Genomic DNA, 21,299 nt, shown 5'->3' on the forward strand with positions numbered 1-21,299 from the left:
ATGTGAAATATTATTTCAACTTATCTTAATGATAATAAATCTCACTCCGCATTTATTATTTCCCTTCCGTTTTTTAATTGATGACGATCAAAACTATGAGCGCTGAATAACCACATTATCTTTACGCCTAACCCTAAAGGATTAGATTCATTCAGTTTAACCACCGTCATTTTACGCGATCAGGTTAGGGCAAAAATTTACGTGTTGTTGGCAACATTAACCGCCCGAAATGGCTTGAGCTGCACGGGTTTAATTTAGCCTGGATGTGTTGCTAACACAGCGTTTGCGAAGAGGATGCGAAATAAATGAATCAGGTTGATCGTCCATTTTTAGATTGTGGTTTAACGCGGCTTGAATTTCTGCGGATATCAGGAAAAGGTTTGGCGGGATTAACCATCGCCCCTGCACTGTTATCACTTTTTGGCTGTAAGCAGGAAGATATCGACAGCGGTACCGTGGGGCTTATCAATACGCCGAAAGGGGTGCTGGTGACCCAGCGAGCGCGCTGTACTGGCTGCCACCGCTGTGAAATTTCCTGTACCAATTATAACGATGGTGCCGTGGGGACTTTCTTTTCCCGTATAAAAATCCATCGCAACTTCTTCTTTGGCGATGATGGCGTCGGGTCCGGTGGCGGACTGTATGGCGATTTAAACTATACCGCTGATACCTGCCGTCAGTGCAAAGATCCGCAATGCATGAAGGTCTGCCCCATTGGCGCTATTACCTGGAAGCAGGAAGACGGCTGTATTGCGGTGGATCATAAACGTTGTATTGGCTGCAGTGCTTGTACCACCGCCTGCCCGTGGATGATGGCGACCGTGAATACCGAAACAAAAAAATCCTCAAAATGTGTGTTATGTGGGGAGTGCGCCAATGCTTGTCCGACTGGGGCATTAAAAATTATCGAGTGGAAAGATATTACTGTTTGATAGATAGCAGGTATGCCTGATACGCGTCATTAATTGCCAAAAATATCGCAGTTTTGCAAAAAAAACTGCCTGAAGGATGGCGGGTATATCTATTAAACCTTCTTGCAAAGGAAAACATGATGGCTAATGGTTGGACAGGTAATATTTTACGGGTCAATCTCACCACGGGGAATATCACCCTTGAAGATTCCAGTAAATTTAAAAAATTTGTCGGCGGGATGGGCTTTGGTTATAAAATTATGTACGACGAAGTTCCGCCAGGCACCATGCCTTTCGATGAAGGGAATAAACTGGTTTTCGCCACTGGGCCATTAACGGGCTCTGGTGCCCCTTGTAGCTCCCGCGTCAATATCACCTCCTTATCGACTTTTACCAAAGGCAATTTAGTGGTGGATGCTCATATGGGCGGCTTCTTCGCTGCGCAAATGAAATTCGCCGGTTACGACGCCATTATTATCGAAGGCAAGTCCGCGACGCCTGTCTGGATCAATATCAAAGATGAAAAGGTCAGCATCGAAAAAGCCGATTTCCTGTGGGGTAAGGGAACGCGCGCCACAACCGAAGAGATTTGCCGCATTACCAGCCCGGAAACCTGCGTCGCCGCTATTGGTCAGGCGGGTGAAAATCTGGTGCCGCTCTCCTGCATGATCAACAGTCGCAACCACAGCGGAGGCGCCGGTACTGGTGCGGTAATGGGGTCGAAAAACCTGAAGGCTATTGCGGTAGAAGGGACCAAAGGGGTCAATATTGCCGATCGTAAAGAGATGAAGCGGCTCAATGATTACATGATGACCGAGCTCATCGGTGCCAACAACAACCACGTTGTGCCAAGCACCCCCCAGGCCTGGGCAGAATACTCTTCGCCAAACTCGCGCTGGACGGCCCGTAAGGGACTGTTCTGGGGCGCGGCAGAAGGGGGACCAATCGAAACAGGGGAAATCCCGCCGGGTAACCAGAATACCGTGGGTTTCCGTACCTATAAATCCGTGTTCGATTTGGGGCCAGCCGCTGAGAAATACACGGTCAAAATGAGCGGCTGCCATTCATGCCCCATTCGCTGTATGTCGCAGCTCAATGTCCCGCGGGTGAAAGATTTTGGCGTGCCAAGTACCGGCGGTAACACCTGCGTGGCGAACTTTGTCCACACCACCATTTTCCCCAATGGCCCGAAAGATTTCGACGATAAAGACGATGGGCGCGTGGTGGGAAATCTGATTGGCCTGAACCTGTTTGACGATTATGGCATCTGGTGTAACTACGGGCAGTTGCACCGTGATTTTACTTACTGCTATTCGAAAGGCGTCTTTAAGCGCGTACTGCCAACTGAAGAGTATGCGGAGATCCGCTGGGATCAGCTGGAAGCGGGCGATCCTCATTTTATTAAGGATTTTTACTACCGGTTGGCGCATCGCGTGGGGGAACTCAGCCATCTTGCGGACGGATCGTATGCCATTGCTGAACGCTGGAATTTGGGCGAAGAGTACTGGGGTTATGCCAAAAATAAACTGTGGTCGCCGTTTGGTTTTCCTGTCCACCATGCAAACGAGGCCTCTGCACAGGTGGGAGCGATCACCAACTGTATGTTTAACCGTGACTGTATGGCGCACACCCATATCAACTTCATCGGTTCCGGTTTACCGCTGAAATTACAGCGCGAAGTGGCGGGCGAGCTATTTGGTTCGCAGGATGCATACGACGAAACCAAAAACTACACCCCGATCAATGCTGCCAAGATCAAATATGCCAAATGGACGCTGCTGAAAGTCTGCCTGCATAACGCGGTTACGCTGTGCAACTGGGTGTGGCCGATGACGGTTTCACCACTCAAGAGCCGTAACTATCGCGGCGATTTGGATCTGGAAGCAAAATTCTTCCAGGCGGTCACCGGCGATGAAACCACGCAGGAGAGTCTGGACCTGGCCGCTGAACGCATCTTTACCCTGCACCGTGCCTATACGGTCAAATTGATGCAAACCAAAGATATGCGCAATGAGCACGATCTCATCTGCTCCTGGGTGTTTGATAAAGATCCGAAGATCCCGGTCTTCACTGAAGGGACCGACAAGATGGACCGGGAAGATATGCGTCAGTCGCTGACGATGTTCTATCAGGAAATGGGCTGGGATCCAGAGCTGGGTTGCCCAACGCGTGAAACCCTGAACCGACTCGGACTTGAAGATGTAGCCGCTGATTTGGCTGCACAAGATCTGTTGCCGGCGTAAGGAATGCGAGATGACTAACGTGAGCGACGTTCTGACCCCCGTTGAGGCGTTTCCTGACGAAGTGGATAGCCGAAAGAGACAGTGGCTGCAGGCGTTTCACCCGCCTGTAGAACAGATGAATGCGCCCCAGGTTCAGGAACCAGCCAGCCCGGAGTTGATTGTGGCAGATTTTATCCGTCAGCATTCAGCATCGGGGCAACTGGTGGCGCGCAGTGTCTTTTTGCTGCCGCCTTATTCGGTTCCTGAAACCGATCTTTCCGCGCTGCTGGATGTGCTGGGCCAGGACGCGAATGGTGCGGATATCACCTGTGTGCAGGGTGCGGAAGAAGCATATTTCTATTCGACGCAAACCATGACGGCAAATTACGCCGACATGTGTGTGCAGGTGGTGGAAAACGACATCTGCCGTGCGATTGCCGAGGCGGTACGCTTCGACTGTCGAACGTATCCTCGCCCTTATAAGGTCGCCATGTTGACGCAACCGCCGTATCGCTTTGAGTCTCAACAGATTGCCGCTGCGCTCACGGCCATGGAAACGCATCCTGATTATGCAGATATACGGACTGTGGAATCGTCAAATGCGGAGCCTTATTTGTTCAGCGAACGTTTTATGAGTTATGGCAAAGCGTACGGCCTGTGCGAATGGCTTGAGGTTGAGCAGTATCAGAACCCCTGAATTATTCAGGTTGATGTCATGGAACGTGTGGACGACCACTGTCACAGTATTAGAGGATAACCCGATGTCCTTCACCCGACGAAAATTTGTCATTGGCATGGGGACGGTGATTTTTTTCACTGGCCCAGGTCAAAATCTGTTAGCGAGTACCAGGAGTTCTAAAGACGTACATTACGTCATGATTCACGATGAATCACTGTGTAACGGATGTAATATCTGCGCCCGCGCATGCAGGAAAACCAACCATGTTCCTGCGCAGGGTAGCCGTTTATCGATAGCTCATATTCCGGTTTCGGACAACGACAACGAAACGCTGTATCACTACTTCCGTCAGTCCTGCCAGCACTGTGATGATGCCCCCTGTATTGAGGTGTGTCCGACTGGCGCCTCATGGCGAGATGACAACGGCATTGTGCGGGTAGACACGTCTTCCTGTATCGGCTGCAGTTACTGTATTGGCGCGTGTCCTTATCAGGTGCGCTATCTCAACCCGCAGACCAAAGTGGCGGATAAATGCGACTTCTGCGCTGAATCTCGTCTGGCGAAAGGTTTCCCGCCGATCTGTGTTAACGCCTGCCCGGAACGTGCGCTGATTTTTGGTCGCGAAGATAGCCCGGAAATTCAGACCTGGTTGAGAGAAAATAAGTATTACGAGCATCAACTTGCAGGCGCCGGGAAACCCCATCTGTATCGTCGGTTCGGTCAACATTTGATTAAAAAGGAAAATGTATGAACGCGTCGCAGAATGCCGAACAGTTTCACGCCCAGCTTGCACAGTATGTTCCCCTGTTTTCACCGGACTACTGGCCTGTGTGGTTGGTCATCGCCGGGTTAATGCTGGTGGGGATGTGGCTGGTGCTGGCGCTACACGCCATGCTGCGCTTTCGGGCCGCGCATAAAGCGTCGGCAGGGCACGGTGAGAAAGTCTATTTATACTCGAAGGCCGTTCGTTTGTGGCACTGGTCGAATACGCTGCTATTTCTGCTACTTCTGGTCAGTGGCCTGGTCAATCACTTCTCCGTCGTCAGTGCGTCGGTGATGAAAAGCCTGCTTACCGTGCATGAGATCTGCGGCTTTTTGCTGCTTGCTTGCTGGATTGGTTTTGTCCTGATCAATCTGATTGGCGGCAACGGGCATCACTATATTATTCAACGTCAGGGCTGGATCGGACGAGCGCAAAGACAAACGCGTTTTTACCTGTTTGGCATTATGCAGGGCGAGTCACACCCATTCCCGGCATCAAAGCGTTGTAAATTCAACCCGCTACAGCAGGCGGCCTATGTTGGCGTGATGTATGGCTTACTGCCACTGCTGCTGATCTCAGGGTTGTTATCGCTCTATCCGACGGTTGTCGGTGACCTGTTCCCCGGCGTGCGTTACTGGTTGCTCCAGGCGCACTTCGCGCTGGCAATAATCAGTCTGTTTTTTATTTTTGGGCATCTTTATCTCTGCACGACAGGTCGTACGCCGGGCGAAACTTTCAAGTGTATGGTGGATGGCTATCACCGGCATTAAGCGATGATGATTACGCGAAGTGACTTACGGGCCTGGCGCGTTGGGCCCGTAATGTATCGCTGGTTTCTACGCGCGTTTCCAACTGGCGGAAGCTATGCTGATGTCCATCGTGCGCTCCAGCGGGAAGGGTATACAGACTGGGCAAATAGTCTGGTGGAATACGGCTGGTCAAAATGGCGGGAAGAGGCGAGTTTTGCCCAGCAGGATATTCGCGCGATGGGGAATATTTCCCGTGTGCAAACGGCGGGGGAAATCAGCCCTCCGCTGGCGAGTGCGGAAGATAATGCCCGATTCAGTTGTGCAGGCGATAACGTTAAAATCACCAGCGCCGGGTATGCCGCACAGATCGCCAGCGCAGGTTACAGCGCACGTATTGGTAGCGTAGGCTATAACGCGCATATCGGCAGTTCAGGCGATCGCGGGCGAATTGCGGTTGCGGGAAATTCGGCACGTATCAGTAGCGTGGGTGACGGGACGCGTATCGCCAGTACCGGCATGCGCGTACGCATCAGTTCGCTCGGCGACAGAAATCGGATTGCCTGCGGTGGTGATTTAACTCAGTTGGCCTGTTTTGGCGCAGAGTCTAAAATCGCCAACTGCGCCGACAACATCCACATTATTGCCAGCGGAGAGAACGCCGTTGTTGCCAGTACCGGTGTTGTCGATTCGATAATACTCGGTCCCGGCGGCTGCGCGGCGCTGGCCTATCACGATGGCGAGAGAATGCGTTTTGCGCTTGCCGTTGAGGGGGAAAATAACATCCGGGCGGGCGTGAAATATCGGCTCAACGAAGACCACCAGTTTGTGGAATGTTGAGCCGTGATCTCATTTTAACGCGAAGCGGCGTTGGGTGATTTTCTCCAGGCTCAGGCACAGCAGGTAATAGACCAGTCCGGTAAAGATAAAAATGGCTGCCGGATAGATTTGTACCCGGCTGTTAACCTGACCCGCAACCGTTGTGAGTTCCGGCACGTTAACGATAAACGCCAGCGACGTGTCCTTCAGTAATCCAATAAAAATCCCCGTCAGCGATGGCAGTACGTTACGCAGCACCTGCGGCAATAAGATAAGCCACAGGGCCTGATACGGGCGAAAACCCTGAACCACGGCAGCATCATATTGCCCGCCAGGCAGCGCGCTAATTCCTGCATACACTGAGTGCATGACCGAGGCGGCGGTGAACCATGCCAGCGCCAGCGTCACGGTAACGGCTCCGGGGAGATCGCTTCCGGTCAGCATGGGTAGCAAATACCACATCCAGAAAATCACAAAGATTAGCGGAATGCCGCGAATAAACTCCGCCCAGATAAACAACCCGTTGCGAACCGTGCCCGGAAAACGCCAGGCGCAGCAGGCAAGAACTATCCCACCAGGCAAGGCCAGCAGCGCCGCGCCGAGAGCCATCAACAACGTGAGCAGAACGCCGCCGGGTTGTCCATCCGCCACCCGTCCCCACAGGAGATAATCAAGATTGTCGGTAATGACCGAAATGTTAGCGATCATGCAGTATGCTCCTGACGCTGAAGATACGCGTTTTAACCTTGGACGATTTACCCGATGCAGGCCGTGGGCCAAGACGCGTAAGCAGCATACCCAGAACGATGCCGGTGAACAGATAGAGCGCAGTGCCAACAGCAAAGGCTTCCAGCGCGTGCGCGTTGTAGCTCTCAATTTGCCGCACCTGGTAGGTGAGCTCAGCAAATCCAATACCGCTGGCAAGCGAGGAAAGTTTCATCAGGTTAAGGTATTGCCCAACAATGGGTTGCCAGGCGTTCGTCAGTCCCTGAGGAAGCAGAATGTGACGAAACGTTGCCCAGGATGAAAAACCCTGCGCCACGGCAGCCTCACGTTGTCCGGCAGAAACCGCCTGTAAACCAGAGGCGATCTCCTCGACCAAAAATGCCGAGGTAAATACGCCCAGCCCCCATGCTGAACAGATAAACTCTGGTGTTAACCACCAGACATCGCCTGGCAGAATAGACCAGGGATGCTCTGCATTGATGAAGGTAATGACGTTGCGGGGCAGCCAGTTCCATGCGGCAAAATACCAGAACATCAGTTGCACCAGTAAAGGCGTGTTGCGAAACACCGAAACCCATACACTGACCACCGCTTTGTTGAAGCGATGGCCCGTCAGACGCAGCCCGAGTAGGAAGATGGCAATGAGCGTGGCGAGTACGACACCTGCCAGTGTCACCCAGAGCGTGGTGAGAAAACCGGAAATTATCCATTGCAGAGGTTGCCCGCTCAGCACTCCCTGCCAGTCCATTGCAAGCATTATAGCGATGACTCCTGGTGTAACGGGTCGAGCACTTTTTTCAGGAAACGCTGGGTTCTCGGGTGCTGTGGTCGGGTGAAAAAATCCTCCGGCGCGGCCACTTCAAGAATTTCTCCGCCATCGATGAATACCACGCGATCGGCAATCTCACGGGCAAAATGCATTTCATGGGTCACGACGATCATGGTGATACCGCTGTGGGCCAGGTTTTTCATCACCTGTAATACCTCGCCGATCATTTCTGGATCCAGCGCGGAGGTGGGTTCATCAAACAGAAGGATTTGTGGCGATGAGGCCAGCGCGCGGGCGATGGCCACGCGCTGTTGCTGCCCACCGGACAACTGTGCGGCATAAGCGCTCGCTTTTTCTGCCAGTCCCACCTGATCCAGCAATTCGAGTGCCCGACGCGCGGCTGCCGACTTGTTCCAGCCGTGAACATATTCCAGTGCCAGCGAGATGTTCTGATGCGCTGTCAGATGCGAATAGAGATTGAATTGCTGAAAAACGAAACCGATACGGCTGCGTAACTGGCGTAATGCAGCCCCGCGCAACTGACTAATTGGTTTGTCATCAATGAAAATCTCGCCACCGCTGAGCGACTCAAGCTGGTTGATAAGGCGTATAAGCGTGGATTTTCCCGAGCCAGAAGGGCCCAGAATAGTCACCACTTCACCGGGTTCAACTGACAGGCTGACGCCGTTAAGTACGGTGTGAGTGTCAAACTGTTTGATGACATTGCGCAGTTCGACGCTTGCCTGGCGCAAATGGTTAAAATCCGCCGCGGAAACTGCACAACGATGAAACAGGGCTGAGAGCATATTACTTCGCTTCTATTTTAAAGGCGCGGGGTTGCGGATTTTTGGTTTCAGGGCCAAACCAGACATCATAAATTTTTGCCGCCTGCCCGGTAGATTCCAGCCTCAAAAGCTCATCATTGACGGCTTTTAACAGCGCTGGCTCACCTTTTTTCACTCCCACGCCAATCTCTTCTTTGCTCAACAGGTCAGGCAGAATTTTGAAATCTGCTTTATCCGGCGCACCGCTTAATAGACCGGCCAGAATCGTACTGTCTTGGGTGATGGCCTGAACATTGCCATTGCGTAGCGCGGTTAACGCCAGTGGAATATCGTCGTAGGCCAGCACACGTGACTGCGGGAAGCGCTGATGTAGCGCCTGCTCACCGGTAGTGCCTTTCACCGCACCGATTCGCGCTTTGCTGTATGCATCGAGCTGGTCCGGGGATTTGGCCGGTACCAGGAACTGCTGCCCGGTAACAAAATAGGGGACGGAGAAGTCAATGACCTGCGCCCGCTCAGGCGTAATCGTGATATCCGCCACGATTAAATCGGCTTTACCGGATTGTAATAATGGAATGCGGTTTGCCGGATTAGTCGCCACCAGTTCCAGTTTTACGCCGAGGGATTTTGCCAGCGCTTCAGCAAAATCAACGTCATAGCCGACAATCTTATGCGTTTTGGCATCGATGGAGCCAAACGGCGGATTCGCGTCGAATGTCGCAACTTTTACTACACCTGCGGCTTTGATATCGGCCAGTTGGTCAGCCTGAGCCTGCGAGGCGGCAATGCCGGTGGCCAGCAGCACGCCGAGTGCCAGCAGTGTTTTTTTAGCGCGATAAGTTTTCGTTGCCATCATGATGTAAATCCCTGTCGTTTTTGGTTTGTGCTTTTTACGCTCCCATAACTTACGTTCAGGACAAAATAAGAAAAAATTCTTATCTATTTACAAAATGTTATTAGTGAAAGCGGTGTTAACAATGGGTAAACGCAATGGGAAATGTAGATAAGAGGAGGGGCATAGTCTGGCGGTAAAAAAACCGGCATTGCGCCGGTTTGGAAATCAGATTTTACAGGCGTCGCCGCAGTCATTATCAGCAATAATGTCCTGCGCTTTCTTGTCTGCATCTTCCAGACGTTCAGCATTACGCTCTTGCGCTTCTTCCAGTCCATCAAAGACCAGATTATCGAGATCAATTTCCATCATTCACCTGCTCAGGTTCAGCGTTTAACATCACATTATTATATTGCATAAATGTTGCTTAACAGCAGCGATTCTTGCTACTTAGCGTCGAACTCAATTCGGGGTGCCCGTTTACCCGTCAATTGACCAACAGTTCGCCATTGCTAAAGAACCGTGAAGCGTAAATACCGAAAAATGCTTGTGCCCTCGACTGTTCTACTCCCACCTTTTCATTAACGTGATGTGCGATCATTTTTAACAAATTAGCGCCAAAATCACTATACATATAACTTAATATCTTTTATACATTAATTGTTCAACCCTGCGACTATTCCACAAAAGAGAAAGCTATATGGAACAGACACCTGATAAGAAAAACGATAATTTTCAAAAAGATGGCAAAGAACAGTTCAATCGCTCGATCAGTCTTATTTCAAATTTTGCGTTGGGTTTTACCTACCTTTCGCCGCTTACCGCCGTCTATTCGCTGTTTGCACTGGCCGTAACGCTGGCGGGGCCGCCCGCAGTCTGGTGGATTTTAATCGTCGCATGTGGACAACTTTTGGTGGCGTTGGTGTTTGGTGAGGTGGCTTCCCAGTATCCGATAACCGGCGGGCTTTATCCGTGGGCCAGAAGGTTATGGGGCAAGAAATATGCGTGGATCGCTGCCTGGATTTACCTGTGGGCACTGGTGGTCACCATTACGTCAATCGCGGAATATACTTCAACATTTGTTGAGTCGCTCTTCCACTATGGTCAGACGCCAGCCACTATGTTGGCGACTTCCGTCCTGCTGCTGCTTTTGATGATGGCTGTTAATATGTCCGGGACTAAAAATCTGGCCCGGGTCGCAAAAATTGGCTTCTGGTGTGAAATCGTTAGCGTGATTGCGCTGGGAATTTATCTGTTGATATTCCACCGTTCGCAGCCATTCTCCGTAATTTTTGATTCGATGGGCGTGCTGGCGCATGACGGCAGTTATTCCACCGCATTTATGTCTGCCGCGCTGATGGGGCTGTTTATGTTCTTTGGCTTTGAGGCCTGCGGTAACGTTGCGGAAGAGGTACAGAATCCAAGTAAAAAGATCCCGGTTGCGATGATTTTGAGCATCGTATTTGGTGCGATTTCGGCGATTATTTCCGTCATGGGATACCTCCTGGCTTCACCAAATCTGGTCAGTATCGTGAATGGCAAAACGTCTGACCCGATTCCGGCCATCCTTAATGAAGCTCTTGGTGAAACTGGCGCAACTATCTTTATCATCGTCGCGATTGTGGCGATGCTGTCGTGCATTTTGTCTCTGCAGGCTGCGTTAAGCCGTCTTATCTTTTCTTTCTCCCGCGACAGAATGCTGCCGGGAAGTGAGTGGATGTCAAAGATCTCTAAAAATGGCGTTCCGGATAATGCCATGGTTGTTAGCTGTCTGCTGCCAGTCATCATCTGCGTTTGGGTCTATTTCCAGCCAGACAACCTGTCGCGTATTACCGCGTTTGCCGTCATCGGTATTTATATCTCGTTCCAGATGGTTGTGCTTGCCGCACTGCGCCAGCGCCTGAAAGGCTGGAAACCGGCTGGGGAGTGGACCATTGGCGGTTGGGGCGTGATTGTGAACGTGCTGGCGCTAGCCTATGGATTGTGTGGGATCTGGTTGTTGGCGCAACCGGCAGATAGCAGCGATTTCATCGACCGTTGGACGGTACTGTTCGGCCTGGCGATTGTCGTTGGCTCCGGGCTTATCTATATGTTCCTGACCCGACCGTTTGGTCGCTCTGCGGCACCGGAAAATGACGCCATTGCCTACGCTAACAAGCTGAATATGGGGCAGGATAACTAAACACTAAGGGCCTTCGGGCCCTTAGTTTTGATAGTGATAAAGGATAAAGTAGTCGCTCTGATAAACAACGGTACTGTTTGCGGGAGAGAGTAATTCACCCACGCGAAAACGTGGCCAACTGGAAAAGATAATTCTATTTTCCAGATTGGTCAGAATGACATAGTCAGGATGAGCGCAGGAGAGCAGTTCGGCCTCAATCTGACTGACCAGCAGATCGACGGCGGCAACGCCAAGAAACTGATCGTTGTAGTAGACCGGCACTGCCGAGGTCAGGGTGTAGGAAATATTGCAGATATAGTCGACGTAGGGACCGTGGATATAGGCTTTTCCTGCCGGAGGTGAGTGCTTAAACCACTCGAAGGTTCTGAAATCCAGACGTTGCTGGGTGGCCTGATCTAAATCGAGGTGCGCCTGACTCAAACCATTATCTTTCTTATACCACCATTCCAGCAGCCAATACTCTTTTGTGGTGGCAGTGCTCTCAATATGGCTGGCGAACCCGGCCCCTGAACAGTAATGATTGTTACTGAGGGTGCGCTTGATGTGTTGCTGAACGGTAGATCTCACCGATGGATCGAGGACAACTTCTGCTGAGGCCTTTTGCACCCCGGAAATCGCCTCATGGATGCTCCTCGCCAGCGCAACGGTAGAATCTACGGTAGAGGCGGTAATATCATCAATCTTACGAATTAATGCGCTTAAGGATGTCGAAGAGCTCATTGTCTGTCCTGCCTTCACTGATTGTCAGTTCGAGTTATATTTCAGCTTTTTTTCAATAAGGTAATAGGTAAACGTGTCGATGATCCGTGTGGCAAGCTGCACGGATTCTGCCTCGTTGTGAGCAGCCAGCGCATCGGCCAGTGCCGAGTAAAGCGCAATAATTTCGGCATGAATGTTGTCTGCGCGATAAAGTATCGCCACCAGCGATGCCCATTCAGCCTGGACCTGCAGCTCCTGATTGGCCAGTCGCGCGGAATGTGAACTGGCAGCTATCGCCAGTAGACAGCGCATATCGGCCTGGGTCATAAGCTCTGGTGAGTTTGCCTTGCTGAGCACCTCAACAAACTCGCGAAATTTGGCGATATCCGCGCCGGTCATCCGTCTGGAAGCCAGCCTTGCGCTATGGCTGATAATGGCGCAATGCATTTCGCCCAAGTCAGAAAGATAATCCGTACTGATCGCTTTGAACGGATGCAGGGCGCTGTTTTTGCCATCAATATTTTCGCAAACGAAGCTCCCGCCATTACGACCACGAACCGTATGGATAAGATTATTAGCCCGAAGCGTGTTTAGCGCTTCTCTGATAGTGATATGTGAGACACCCATCATCTTTGCCAAATCAGTTTCGTTGGGGAGCTGTTCTTTTGGCTCCAGCAACCCCGTGATAATGGCGTTTGACAGGCGCTGCACTATCTGGTCTGAACGACTGACCTGCCCGATAGGCGCAAATATGACCGCGTGAGTAATCATAATCTTTTCTGCACTCAATTCCCTGAAACAACGACCATTTTTAACACATGCCCGTCAGGCAAGGAAGGTAAGAATGGCCGAGTTATTTTACATGCCTATGCGCAACGTCACTGCACAAGCGGATGTGTGTCCCGATAACTTCATGATGAGCTGAGCATAAAGCCTCGGCTCACGATGAAAAGCCTTATCCCGAAAATGTAAAAATTAAGTTAAAAATGCGAGGCTTATCATAGTGTCAATGTTGCGCATTTGAAAATCTTTTACAATATATATATTACATAAGATTCTTTATGTATTAACGGGCAGGAGACAGACATGAAAACCCTGAAGCATTTTATCAATGGGCAATATGTAGCAGGTCGTAGCGAAGATACCTTCGAACTGGTGAGTCCGGTCGACGGCGAAACGTACGCATTATCACCCAACGCCAATGCGGAAGAGGTGGAGCAGGCCTACTCGGCGGCGGAGGCGGCGTTTAGCATCTGGCGAAAATCGACGCCGGCACAGCGGCAAAAGGCGTTATTGCAGCTGGCAGATGAGATTGAACGAAACGTTGAGCGGCTGGTGAACGCGCAGAGTCAGGAGACCGGTCAGCTTCGCCATTTTATTGAGAAGGAAGAGATCGCGGCATCCTGCGATGCCATCCGCTTTTTTGCCGGTGCGGCGCGCTGTCTTGAAGGGAAAGCGGCAGGGGAATATTCCGCTGGGTTTACCTCGACTATCCGCCGTGAACCGCTGGGCATCGTTGGACAAGTCACGCCATGGAACTACCCGTTCATGATGGCGGTATGGAAGATTGCGCCAGCGCTGGCGGCAGGCAATACGGTCGTATTAAAACCCAGCGACACCACGCCGGTCAGCACGCTGCTGTTGGCTGAACTGGCCGCGCCGTTGTTCCCAAGAGGGGCGTTTAACGTCGTATTAGGTAAAGCCAGCACCGGTTCGCTGGTGGTTTCAAACCCGAAGGCCTCACTGGTTTCGATTACCGGTTCGGTCCGCGCGGGTCTACAGGTTGCGGCTTCGGCAGCGGCGAACCTGACCAAGGCGCATCTGGAATTGGGTGGGAAAGCGCCTGCTGTGGTGTTTGCTGATGCAGATATGGACAAGGCGATCGCGACGATCACCACGGCAGGCTTCTTCAATGCCGGCCAGGATTGCACGGCGGCTACGCGTATTCTGGTCGAACAATCCATCTACGCTGAATTCCTGGAAAAGCTGGTTCAGAAAACGAAGAGTATTAAATTTGGACCGCCAGCGGATCAGGCTGCGCTATATGGCGCATTGAACAGTAAAAACCAACTGGAGCAGGTGAAAGGCTTTATTGCGCGTTTACCGGCACATGCAAAAATTGAAACGGGTGGGCGTACCGGGCCAGGTCCGGGCTTCTATTTTGAGCCGACGATCGTCTCCGGATTGCATCAACATGACGAAGCTATTCAGCATGAAGTATTTGGACCGGTAATGACTATTCAACCGTTTTCGACTGATGAAGAGGGTCTACACAAAGCGAATGATGTGGAATATGGTCTGGCCGCCAGCGTCTGGACCAGTAACCATGGTCGCGCACAGCGCTTCAGCATTGACCTCGATTTTGGCACCGTGTGGATTAACAATCACATTCCTCTGTGCGCCGAAATGCCGCACGGCGGGTTCAAAAAATCGGGTTATGGCAAAGATCTCTCATCCTATTCGCTCGAAGAATATACCCGGGTGAAACATATCATGTGTGACATTTCTGAATAGAGAGGATGTCGATGAAAACATTAAACATAGCGGTGCTTTCATTCGTGATGTTCTCGGGCTATAGCCTGGCAGAAAGCACATCGCTGAATACCGTTAAAGAGTATATGGCGGCCTGGAATGCACACGATGCTTCGCGAGCCGCGCAATATCTTGCTGATGACGCAGTCTATTATGATGCCGCCGCTGGCGAACCGATAAATGGCAGAGAAAAAGCTGAAAAAGACGTTATCGGTGCCTTTATTAAGGCGGTGCCAGATCTGAGCTGGAAAATGGTCGGCAAACCCGTTTACGACGAAGATACCGTGGCGTTTCGTTGGGAGTTTTCTGGCAAAAATAGTGGTGAATGGGCAGGGAGTCCGCCGACAAATAATCCGATAAAATTTGAAGGTGTCAGCTATATTCATGTTAAAGCAGGTAAAATCACCTGGCAGGGTGATTATTATGATTCTAAAAAACTGGATGAAGAGTTAAAGCCAGGGAAATAGTCGGCTGTACCCCTTTATTACTATGAAGGGGGACATCTCTTATTTGTGTCGTATTTAGGGCAGTGTGTAGCAATAAGGAAAAAAGTTAATGGCAATTACCAGACGTGATTTTCTCAACGGCGTCGCGGTGACTATTGCGGCGGGGCTTACCCCGCTGGAATGGGTCAGGGCGGCAGGAAAGGGAAACGCATTTATAGATGGAAATTATTATCCGCCAGGGCTGACGGGGCTGCGGGGTAATCATCCTGGATCGTTTGAAATGGCGCATGCAGTAGGCCGCGAGCATAAACATTTTGATTTAAACGCTCTGCCCGTTGAGGAAGAGTACGATCTGGTGATTGTGGGCGGCGGTATTAGCGGGCTGGCTGCCGGTTGTTTCTGGCGCCAGCTTGCCGGGCAAAATAGCCGGATCCTGATCCTCGATAACCATGACGATTTTGGCGGGCACGCCAAACGTAACGAATTTACGAGCTCAGGTAAGAAATTACTCGGCTATGGCGGTAGCGAAGCATTCCAGTCGCCCGCGCACAATTTCAGCCCTGAGGTGCAAAAACTGATGGAAACCGTGGGCGTCAGCGTCACGCGGTTAAAAGAGAGTTTTGACGTAAACTTCTACCCCGACTGGCAGCTCAGTCGCGGTGTTTTCTTCGACAAAAAGAATTTTGGCGAGACAAAAATCGTCAGCGGCGATCCGGGGCGCGCGGTATCTGATGATATCCCGCCGAACAGGCTCAATGGCCGTAAAATTGAAGACTTTATCAATGATTTTCCGCTAAGTGAGCACGACCGAAAGGCGTTGATCGACCTGCACGTCCATCCTGGCGACTATCTTCCGGGCATGACGGTCGATGAGAAAATGGAATGGCTGGATACCCACAGCTACAGTGAATTTTTGGCCACAAAAGTTGGTTTGAGCAAAATGGCGCTGCTCTATTTTCAGCAGCGTTCTAATGACTTCTTTGCCATCGGCATTGAAGGCATTTCCTGTAGCGATGCCAGGGCGTGCGCATTACCCGGCATGGAGGCGCTGGGAATACCGCCGTTGGACGGCGAGTCGCTGGCCGACCTCGAAGAGCCGTATGTTTACCATTTCCCTGACGGTAACGCCGGGCTGGCCCGACTGTTAGTCAGGTATATGCTGCCGGATGCGCTACCGGGTAACACGATGGAAGACTCTGTCCTTGCCAGACTGCATTACGAAAAGCTGGATCTGCCGGAAAACACCACGCGCCTGCGTCTGAACAGCACGGTGATTAATGCGGCCAACACAAAGGATGGCGTGGTGGTGACCTATCTGCGTGACGGCAAAATGCATCGCGTGCGCGGTAAAAACACCATCATGGCGGGCTATAACATGATGATCCCGTATCTGGTGCCTGAGATGCCGGAACAGCAGCAGGCGGATCTCAAACTGAACGTGAAGGCACCGCTGGTGTACACCAACGTGGTGGTCAAAAACTGGCAGGCGTTCAAACAGCTTGGCGTGCATGAATTTTACTCTCCGGCCGCACCTTACAGCCGGATTAAGCTCGACTATCCGGTCAGCATCGGCGGGTATCAACACCCGGCCTCACCGGACGATCCGATGGTCATTCACATGGTCTATGTGCCTACTTATCCGGGCAGTAATCTGTCGGCCAGAGAGCAATTCCGTCTGGGGCGAGCGTATTTACTGGGGACCACATTTGCGACGCATGAGGAGATGATTCGCTCCCAGTTGCAGGAAATGTTTGGCTCAACGGGCTTTGATAATCAACGCGATATCTCCGCCATTACAGTTAACCGCTGGGCGCATGGCTATGCGTATTACGCCAACGCGTTGTTCGATGATATGGATAAAATGCCAGAAATTATCGAGCGGGCGCGTCAGCCAGTTGGTCGCATTGCCATCGCTAATTCCGATTCTGACTGGGGCGCTTATGCCCATACGGCCATCGACCAGGCATGGCGTGCGGTTAATGAACTCAAGGATATGGGGTGATCTATGCGTAACGTAACCGTTCTTGCCGCCTGTTTGTTTACCGCCTCTGTGAGTGCAGCGGAATCTAATGGCGAATATATCGCCCGTATCTCTGACTGTGTGGCCTGTCATACCACCGAAGGGGGGGCGGCGATGGCGGGTGGCAAAAAGTTTCCTACTCCGGTAGGGGATATTTATTCGACCAACATTACCCCAGACAAGACCCAGGGTATTGGTAATTACTCATACGAGGATTTTGACAAGGCCGTACGTCAGGGAATTGCTAAAGATGGTCATCCGTTATATCCGGCCATGCCTTATCCCTCTTACGCAAAACTTTCTGATGACGATGTACAGGCGTTGTATCGCTATTTTATGCATGATGTCACCCCCTCTGCGCAGCCCAATAAAGAGAATGCCATTCCGTGGCTACTCTCCGCCCGCTGGCCGCTGCATATCTGGAACTGGCTGTTTACCGACGCGCCAGCGACGACTGTAGAGCGTGCGAAAACGGATGACAACGCTGCGTTAGTAAAACGGGGCGCTTATCTGGTGGAAGGTCCCGGGCACTGCGGTTCTTGCCATACCCCGAGAGGCATGGCGATGAACGAAAAAGCGTATACCAATGCTGATGCCGAGTACCTGAGCGGCGCGATGATCGACGGCTGGTATGCGCCTTCGCTGCGCGGCACGGGAATGTCTGAGCAGGAATTAAAATCGCTGTTGCTGACCGGTAAAAGCAAGCATGCCGCGGTTTCAGGTTCGATGGCTGAAGTCGTTACGCAGAGTACACAGTACCTGACCGATGACGATGCCACGGCGATCGCGCAATATCTGCTGAGCCTGAAAAGCGAGAAGCCTGAAACGGTGCGCGCAGCGGCAACTACGGTGTCCTGGTCGAATTCACCCGAGGCGGGCAAAGTGACCTATAACCGCTACTGCTCCACCTGTCACGGTCTGGAGGGGAAAGGTACGGATGATAACGCACCTTCTTTGATCAACAATCCGCTGGTGATGGTTGATGACCCGACGCCGTTATTCAGAGTGATTGCCCACGGCGCAGAAACACCGACAACGCGTGGCAGCGTCTCCTTTAAGATGCCGGCTTACGGTGGCATGTTAAGCGACAACGAAATGCGCGACGTGATTAATTACGTGCGTAAAAGTTGGGGAGAAGGGAATGGCGAAGTAAGCCAGGAGGACCTGGCAGGGATTAAAAAAGCGTCACATTAAACAGCATATCGGATGGACAAGGTGCTTGCAGCGCCATCCGGCAGTGCTTAAACGGCGTTTACTCTGATAATACCCACCAGTCGGGTAAACGCCGCCGCCATTTCATGCTCTGCAATACTGGCAAATCCCAGCAGCAGGCCGCTGCGTTTCTCTTCATTCACGTAGTAGCGAGACAGCGGGCGCACCAGCAGCCCTTGCGCATTTGCCTGTTGGGCAATGACAACGTCATCGCTCCCGACGGGCAACTGTAGAATCATGTGCAGCCCGGCGTTGCTGCTGAAGGAGCCAAGATACTGCTCGCCCAACTGGCAACTGATAAGCTCCACCAACGTCTGGCGGCGACGACTGTACAACTGGCGCATTTTACGAATGTGCGCCGCGTAGTAACCCTCGCGGATAAACTCCGCCAGCGCTGCCTGAATCAGCAAATGTCCACCACGATAGAGGTCGTTATGAACCTTCTTCAGCGGCGCGGCGAGCGGTTTGGGCAGTACCACATACCCGAGCCGCAGTGCGGGATAGAGTGTTTTACTGAATGTCCCGATATAGATGACCGGCGTCTCTTCTTCCAGTCCCTGCAATGATGGAATTGGCTGGCCGGAAAAGCGAAACTCGCTGTCGTAGTCATCTTCCACTATCCAGCTTCGCGTTTCACGTGCGCGAAAGAGAAGTGCCCGACGGCGGTTGAGGCTCATTACCGAACCGAGCGGATATTGATGTGACGGTGTCACAAAAATCAGCTTTGGCGCGGATTCGCCAGCCTCTGGCGGCACCATACCTTGTTCATCAACCGGGATCGCCGAAAAGTTAACCGCATTGATGCGCAGAATATTTTTGATTCCCCAGTAGCCCGGCTCCTCAATCCAGGCGTTATCCCCCGGGTTGCATAGCGTCCGGGTCACCAGATCCAGCGCCTGGTGAATACCTTCAGTAATCAGAATTTGCTCCGGTGAACACCGTACCCCGCGTGCGGTGCGCAGATAGTCTGCCAGTGCTTCTTTCAGCTCAGTCACGCCGCCTGCGGCATCGTAAGTGAGAAACTCCGGGCGTAACCGCCTCGCCAGCCGATCCTGAATTTTTTTGAGCACCCGGTGAGGGAAATGCTCCACATCAGGTACGCCTGGAATAAATGCGCCCCATTGACGGGGGCTGGCGCTGGCATGGCCCAGCAGCTCAAGGCAGCGGGCAGATAAGCGGGTGTGATCCTCCAGTGTGGCGGCAACGGGCTCTTTGTGGGGACGCAGGTCGAGATTGTCCAGCACGCTGTCGGTGACAAATGTGCCGCTGCTGGTGCGCGCGGAAATATAACCTTCGGCCTGCAATTGCTCGTAAACCCGCAGGACGGTATTGCGCGATAGCGTCAGTTCGCCTGCCAGGTCACGCGACGGAGGCATTCGGGTCGCCGGTTTCAGGCTACCTTCGAGGATGCAACTGCAGATGGCGGCATACAGGCGACGATGCAGCTTTTCATCGGTCTGCTGGCTAAATGCCTGCTTGATCACATCTCCGGCAAGTGAACGCATTTGGATCCTTAAAATAAAACGATTTGGCTCTCGATTAAAGTACCAGATGGCGTCTAAATTTAAAGGGTAATTCAACCTAAATGTATTAATGGACAAGGTGTAGAGAATGAACAATAAAAACCTGCAACAACGTCGTCTGGATGCCACCCCGCGTGGCGTGGGTGTAATGTGTGATTTTTATGCCCAGTCAGCAGAAAACAGCACAATTACCGATATCGAAGGCAATCAGTACATTGATTTTGCCGCCGGGATTGCCGTGCTGAACACCGGGCACCGTCATCCTCGCCTGGTGCAGGCAGTCGAAGCGCAACTGCAGGCTTTTACCCATACGGCTTATCAGATTGTCCCGTACGAAAGCTATGTGTCTTTGGCGGAGAAAATCAACGCCGTTGCGCCAATCGACGGTAAGCGCAAAACCACATTCTTCACCACCGGGGCTGAAGCGGTCGAAAATGCGGTGAAAATTGCGCGCGCACATACCGGCCGTCCTGGCGTTATTGCTTTTGGCGGCGGTTTTCATGGGCGTACCTACATGACGATGGCGTTAACTGGCAAGGTGGCGCCGTATAAAAAAGGGTTCGGCCCGTTCCCTGGCTCGGTTTACCACGCACCGTATCCTTGCGAGTTGCAGGGGATTTCTACGGCGGACTCCATCAAAGCGATTGAACGCCTGTTTAAAGCCGATATCGATCCCACCCAGGTCGCGGCGATCATTTTCGAACCCGTCCAGGGTGAAGGGGGCTTCGTGGTGGCGCCGCCGGAGTTTGTGGCTGCCATCCGCCGTATTTGCGACGAGCATGGCATCGTGATGATCGCCGATGAGGTGCAAAGCGGGTTTGCCCGTACGGGCCAGTTGTTTGCGATGGACCACTACGCTGACAAAGCTGACCTGATGACTATGGCAAAAAGCCTTGCAGGCGGCATGCCGCTGTCTGGCGTCGTGGGCAAAGCTGAAATTATGGATGCGCCTGCGCCGGGTGGTCTGGGCGGAACCTACGCCGGAAACCCGCTGTCAATTGCGGCAGCTCATGCGGTGCTGGATATCATTCGTGATGAACAGCTGTGCCAGCGTGCGGCAGCTCTCGGCGAACAATTGCGCGCCACTCTGACTGACGCGCAAGCCGGGTGTCCTGAACTGGCCGAAGTGCGCGGCTTAGGCTCTATGATCGCCGCTGAATTCTGTGACGCAGCGACGGGAGAACCCAACGCAGCCGCCGCACAACGCGTGCAGAAGAAAGCCCTTGAGCAAGGATTACTGCTGCTGACCTGCGGTCAGTATGGCAACGTTATTCGTTTCCTTTATCCGCTGACGATCCCGCAGGATCAGTTCGCCAAAGCGCTCGATATCATTAAAGCGGCAACCAAATAATCCGTTAGTCATAGTGTTACCCACAGCCGACGGTGGTCATCACCGTCGGCTTTTTTGTCGCCATAAATTGATCTTCCTCGTG

At 52.2% G+C, this 21,299-nt stretch carries 20 protein-coding genes; 12 read left to right on the top strand and 8 right to left on the bottom strand.

The annotated features are described in order from the left end of the window. The first annotated feature begins 305 nt into the window (after positions 1 to 305). From B9P82_RS20480 to ydhT, 6 genes are all read left to right on the top strand, one after another. Positions 306 to 932, top strand: coding sequence for a ferredoxin-like protein (locus tag B9P82_RS20480; protein WP_016152920.1), 627 nt, complete (start codon positions 306 to 308; stop codon positions 930 to 932). A gap of 119 nt (positions 933 to 1,051) precedes the next feature. Next, positions 1,052 to 3,154 carry an aldehyde ferredoxin oxidoreductase gene (locus tag B9P82_RS20485; RefSeq protein ID WP_101700841.1) on the top strand — a complete coding sequence of 701 codons (2,103 nt, stop codon included), beginning with the start codon at positions 1,052 to 1,054 and terminating at the stop codon, positions 3,152 to 3,154. A 10-nt stretch (positions 3,155 to 3,164) separates the two neighbouring features. Next, positions 3,165 to 3,830, top strand: coding sequence for a YdhW family putative oxidoreductase system protein (locus B9P82_RS20490; RefSeq protein ID WP_016156378.1), 666 nt, complete (start codon positions 3,165 to 3,167; stop codon positions 3,828 to 3,830). A 64-nt stretch (positions 3,831 to 3,894) separates the two neighbouring features. Continuing rightward, a complete protein-coding gene (locus B9P82_RS20495; protein WP_101700842.1) occupies positions 3,895 to 4,563 on the top strand; it encodes a 4Fe-4S dicluster domain-containing protein in 669 nt (222 codons plus the stop codon). Further along, positions 4,560 to 5,345 carry a thiosulfate reductase cytochrome B subunit gene (phsC, locus tag B9P82_RS20500; RefSeq protein WP_101700843.1) on the top strand — a complete coding sequence of 262 codons (786 nt, stop codon included), beginning with the start codon at positions 4,560 to 4,562 and terminating at the stop codon, positions 5,343 to 5,345. Before B9P82_RS20495 ends, phsC begins: the two co-directional genes overlap by 4 nt. A 51-nt stretch (positions 5,346 to 5,396) precedes the next feature. Beyond that, positions 5,397 to 6,161, top strand: coding sequence for a protein YdhT (gene ydhT / locus B9P82_RS20505; protein WP_369707199.1), 765 nt, complete (start codon positions 5,397 to 5,399; stop codon positions 6,159 to 6,161). A gap of 9 nt (positions 6,162 to 6,170) precedes the next feature. Here ydhT and B9P82_RS20510 read toward each other — a convergent pair whose 3' ends face one another. The 5 genes from B9P82_RS20510 to B9P82_RS20530 form a co-directional block, all read right to left on the bottom strand. Beyond that, on the bottom strand, positions 6,171 to 6,848 hold the full coding sequence (locus tag B9P82_RS20510; RefSeq protein ID WP_019076692.1) for an amino acid ABC transporter permease: 678 nt from the start codon (positions 6,846 to 6,848) through the stop codon (positions 6,171 to 6,173). Further along, positions 6,838 to 7,623, bottom strand: a complete 786-nt coding sequence (locus tag B9P82_RS20515; RefSeq protein ID WP_019076693.1) for an amino acid ABC transporter permease — start codon at positions 7,621 to 7,623, stop codon at positions 6,838 to 6,840. Before B9P82_RS20515 ends, B9P82_RS20510 begins: the two co-directional genes overlap by 11 nt. Next, positions 7,623 to 8,441: an amino acid ABC transporter ATP-binding protein gene (locus B9P82_RS20520; protein ID WP_101700844.1), complete on the bottom strand. Its 819-nt coding sequence runs from the start codon at positions 8,439 to 8,441 to the stop codon at positions 7,623 to 7,625. Before B9P82_RS20520 ends, B9P82_RS20515 begins: the two co-directional genes overlap by 1 nt. Position 8,442: 1 nt before the next feature. Next, on the bottom strand, positions 8,443 to 9,276 hold the full coding sequence (locus B9P82_RS20525; protein ID WP_016156383.1) for an ABC transporter substrate-binding protein: 834 nt from the start codon (positions 9,274 to 9,276) through the stop codon (positions 8,443 to 8,445). 204 nt (positions 9,277 to 9,480) lie between these two features. Continuing rightward, on the bottom strand, positions 9,481 to 9,621 hold the full coding sequence (locus tag B9P82_RS20530) for a hypothetical protein (RefSeq protein ID WP_016152930.1): 141 nt from the start codon (positions 9,619 to 9,621) through the stop codon (positions 9,481 to 9,483). A gap of 331 nt (positions 9,622 to 9,952) precedes the next feature. Here B9P82_RS20530 and B9P82_RS20535 point away from each other — a divergent pair, with 331 nt between their 5' ends. Beyond that, positions 9,953 to 11,434: an APC family permease gene (locus B9P82_RS20535; RefSeq protein ID WP_101700845.1), complete on the top strand. Its 1,482-nt coding sequence runs from the start codon at positions 9,953 to 9,955 to the stop codon at positions 11,432 to 11,434. Between the two features lie 21 nt (positions 11,435 to 11,455). Here B9P82_RS20535 and B9P82_RS20540 read toward each other — a convergent pair whose 3' ends face one another. After that, positions 11,456 to 12,154 (bottom strand): cache domain-containing protein, encoded by a 699-nt coding sequence (locus B9P82_RS20540; protein WP_049040490.1) that lies wholly within the window; start codon positions 12,152 to 12,154, stop codon positions 11,456 to 11,458. Positions 12,155 to 12,178: 24 nt separating this feature from the next. Beyond that, entirely contained in the window at positions 12,179 to 12,904 is a 726-nt protein-coding gene (locus B9P82_RS20545; RefSeq protein WP_016156385.1) for a FadR/GntR family transcriptional regulator, read from the bottom strand. Positions 12,905 to 13,219: 315 nt separating this feature from the next. Between B9P82_RS20545 and B9P82_RS20550 the strand changes: the two genes are divergently transcribed. The 4 genes from B9P82_RS20550 to B9P82_RS20565 all read left to right on the top strand — a co-directional run bounded on the left by B9P82_RS20550 (position 13,220) and on the right by B9P82_RS20565 (position 18,325). Next, complete coding sequence (locus B9P82_RS20550; protein WP_101700846.1) at positions 13,220 to 14,647, top strand: aminobutyraldehyde dehydrogenase; 1,428 nt, start codon at positions 13,220 to 13,222, stop codon at positions 14,645 to 14,647. 11 nt (positions 14,648 to 14,658) lie between these two features. After that, the gene (locus B9P82_RS20555; RefSeq protein WP_052733163.1) at positions 14,659 to 15,132 is read left to right on the top strand and encodes an ester cyclase; all 474 of its coding nucleotides are present in this window, start codon (positions 14,659 to 14,661) and stop codon (positions 15,130 to 15,132) included. Between the two features lie 88 nt (positions 15,133 to 15,220). Continuing rightward, the gene (locus B9P82_RS20560; RefSeq protein WP_016156387.1) at positions 15,221 to 17,113 is read left to right on the top strand and encodes a flavin monoamine oxidase family protein; all 1,893 of its coding nucleotides are present in this window, start codon (positions 15,221 to 15,223) and stop codon (positions 17,111 to 17,113) included. Between the two features lie 3 nt (positions 17,114 to 17,116). After that, positions 17,117 to 18,325 (top strand): c-type cytochrome, encoded by a 1,209-nt coding sequence (locus B9P82_RS20565; protein ID WP_080858731.1) that lies wholly within the window; start codon positions 17,117 to 17,119, stop codon positions 18,323 to 18,325. Positions 18,326 to 18,372: 47 nt separating this feature from the next. Here the strand turns inward: B9P82_RS20565 and B9P82_RS20570 are convergent, their stop codons facing one another. Continuing rightward, entirely contained in the window at positions 18,373 to 19,848 is a 1,476-nt protein-coding gene (locus tag B9P82_RS20570; protein ID WP_101700847.1) for a MocR-like pyridoxine biosynthesis transcription factor PdxR, read from the bottom strand. Positions 19,849 to 19,954: 106 nt separating this feature from the next. Here B9P82_RS20570 and puuE point away from each other — a divergent pair, with 106 nt between their 5' ends. Further along, positions 19,955 to 21,217: a 4-aminobutyrate transaminase gene (puuE, locus tag B9P82_RS20575; protein WP_046274906.1), complete on the top strand. Its 1,263-nt coding sequence runs from the start codon at positions 19,955 to 19,957 to the stop codon at positions 21,215 to 21,217. Positions 21,218 to 21,299 lie beyond the last annotated feature (82 nt).

The organism is Citrobacter sp. L55 (assembly GCF_002850715.1).
Classification (GTDB): Bacteria; Pseudomonadota; Gammaproteobacteria; order Enterobacterales; family Enterobacteriaceae; genus Citrobacter; species Citrobacter braakii.

Coding starts and splice junctions, on each gene's coding strand:
- B9P82_RS20565 (WP_080858731.1), top strand. CDS start 17,117: ATGCGTAACGTAACCGTTCTTGCCGCCTGTTTGTTTACCGCCTCTGTG.
- phsC (WP_101700843.1), top strand. CDS start 4,560: ATGAACGCGTCGCAGAATGCCGAACAGTTTCACGCCCAGCTTGCACAG.
- B9P82_RS20490 (WP_016156378.1), top strand. CDS start 3,165: ATGACTAACGTGAGCGACGTTCTGACCCCCGTTGAGGCGTTTCCTGAC.
- B9P82_RS20480 (WP_016152920.1), top strand. CDS start 306: ATGAATCAGGTTGATCGTCCATTTTTAGATTGTGGTTTAACGCGGCTT.
- B9P82_RS20520 (WP_101700844.1), bottom strand. CDS start 8,441: ATGCTCTCAGCCCTGTTTCATCGTTGTGCAGTTTCCGCGGCGGATTTT.
- B9P82_RS20550 (WP_101700846.1), top strand. CDS start 13,220: ATGAAAACCCTGAAGCATTTTATCAATGGGCAATATGTAGCAGGTCGT.
- puuE (WP_046274906.1), top strand. CDS start 19,955: ATGAACAATAAAAACCTGCAACAACGTCGTCTGGATGCCACCCCGCGT.
- B9P82_RS20555 (WP_052733163.1), top strand. CDS start 14,659: ATGAAAACATTAAACATAGCGGTGCTTTCATTCGTGATGTTCTCGGGC.
- B9P82_RS20510 (WP_019076692.1), bottom strand. CDS start 6,848: ATGATCGCTAACATTTCGGTCATTACCGACAATCTTGATTATCTCCTG.
- B9P82_RS20570 (WP_101700847.1), bottom strand. CDS start 19,848: ATGCGTTCACTTGCCGGAGATGTGATCAAGCAGGCATTTAGCCAGCAG.
- ydhT (WP_369707199.1), top strand. CDS start 5,397: ATGTATCGCTGGTTTCTACGCGCGTTTCCAACTGGCGGAAGCTATGCT.
- B9P82_RS20525 (WP_016156383.1), bottom strand. CDS start 9,276: ATGATGGCAACGAAAACTTATCGCGCTAAAAAAACACTGCTGGCACTC.
- B9P82_RS20535 (WP_101700845.1), top strand. CDS start 9,953: ATGGAACAGACACCTGATAAGAAAAACGATAATTTTCAAAAAGATGGC.
- B9P82_RS20515 (WP_019076693.1), bottom strand. CDS start 7,623: ATGCTTGCAATGGACTGGCAGGGAGTGCTGAGCGGGCAACCTCTGCAA.
- B9P82_RS20485 (WP_101700841.1), top strand. CDS start 1,052: ATGGCTAATGGTTGGACAGGTAATATTTTACGGGTCAATCTCACCACG.
- B9P82_RS20495 (WP_101700842.1), top strand. CDS start 3,895: ATGTCCTTCACCCGACGAAAATTTGTCATTGGCATGGGGACGGTGATT.
- B9P82_RS20530 (WP_016152930.1), bottom strand. CDS start 9,621: ATGGAAATTGATCTCGATAATCTGGTCTTTGATGGACTGGAAGAAGCG.
- B9P82_RS20540 (WP_049040490.1), bottom strand. CDS start 12,154: ATGAGCTCTTCGACATCCTTAAGCGCATTAATTCGTAAGATTGATGAT.
- B9P82_RS20545 (WP_016156385.1), bottom strand. CDS start 12,904: ATGATTACTCACGCGGTCATATTTGCGCCTATCGGGCAGGTCAGTCGT.
- B9P82_RS20560 (WP_016156387.1), top strand. CDS start 15,221: ATGGCAATTACCAGACGTGATTTTCTCAACGGCGTCGCGGTGACTATT.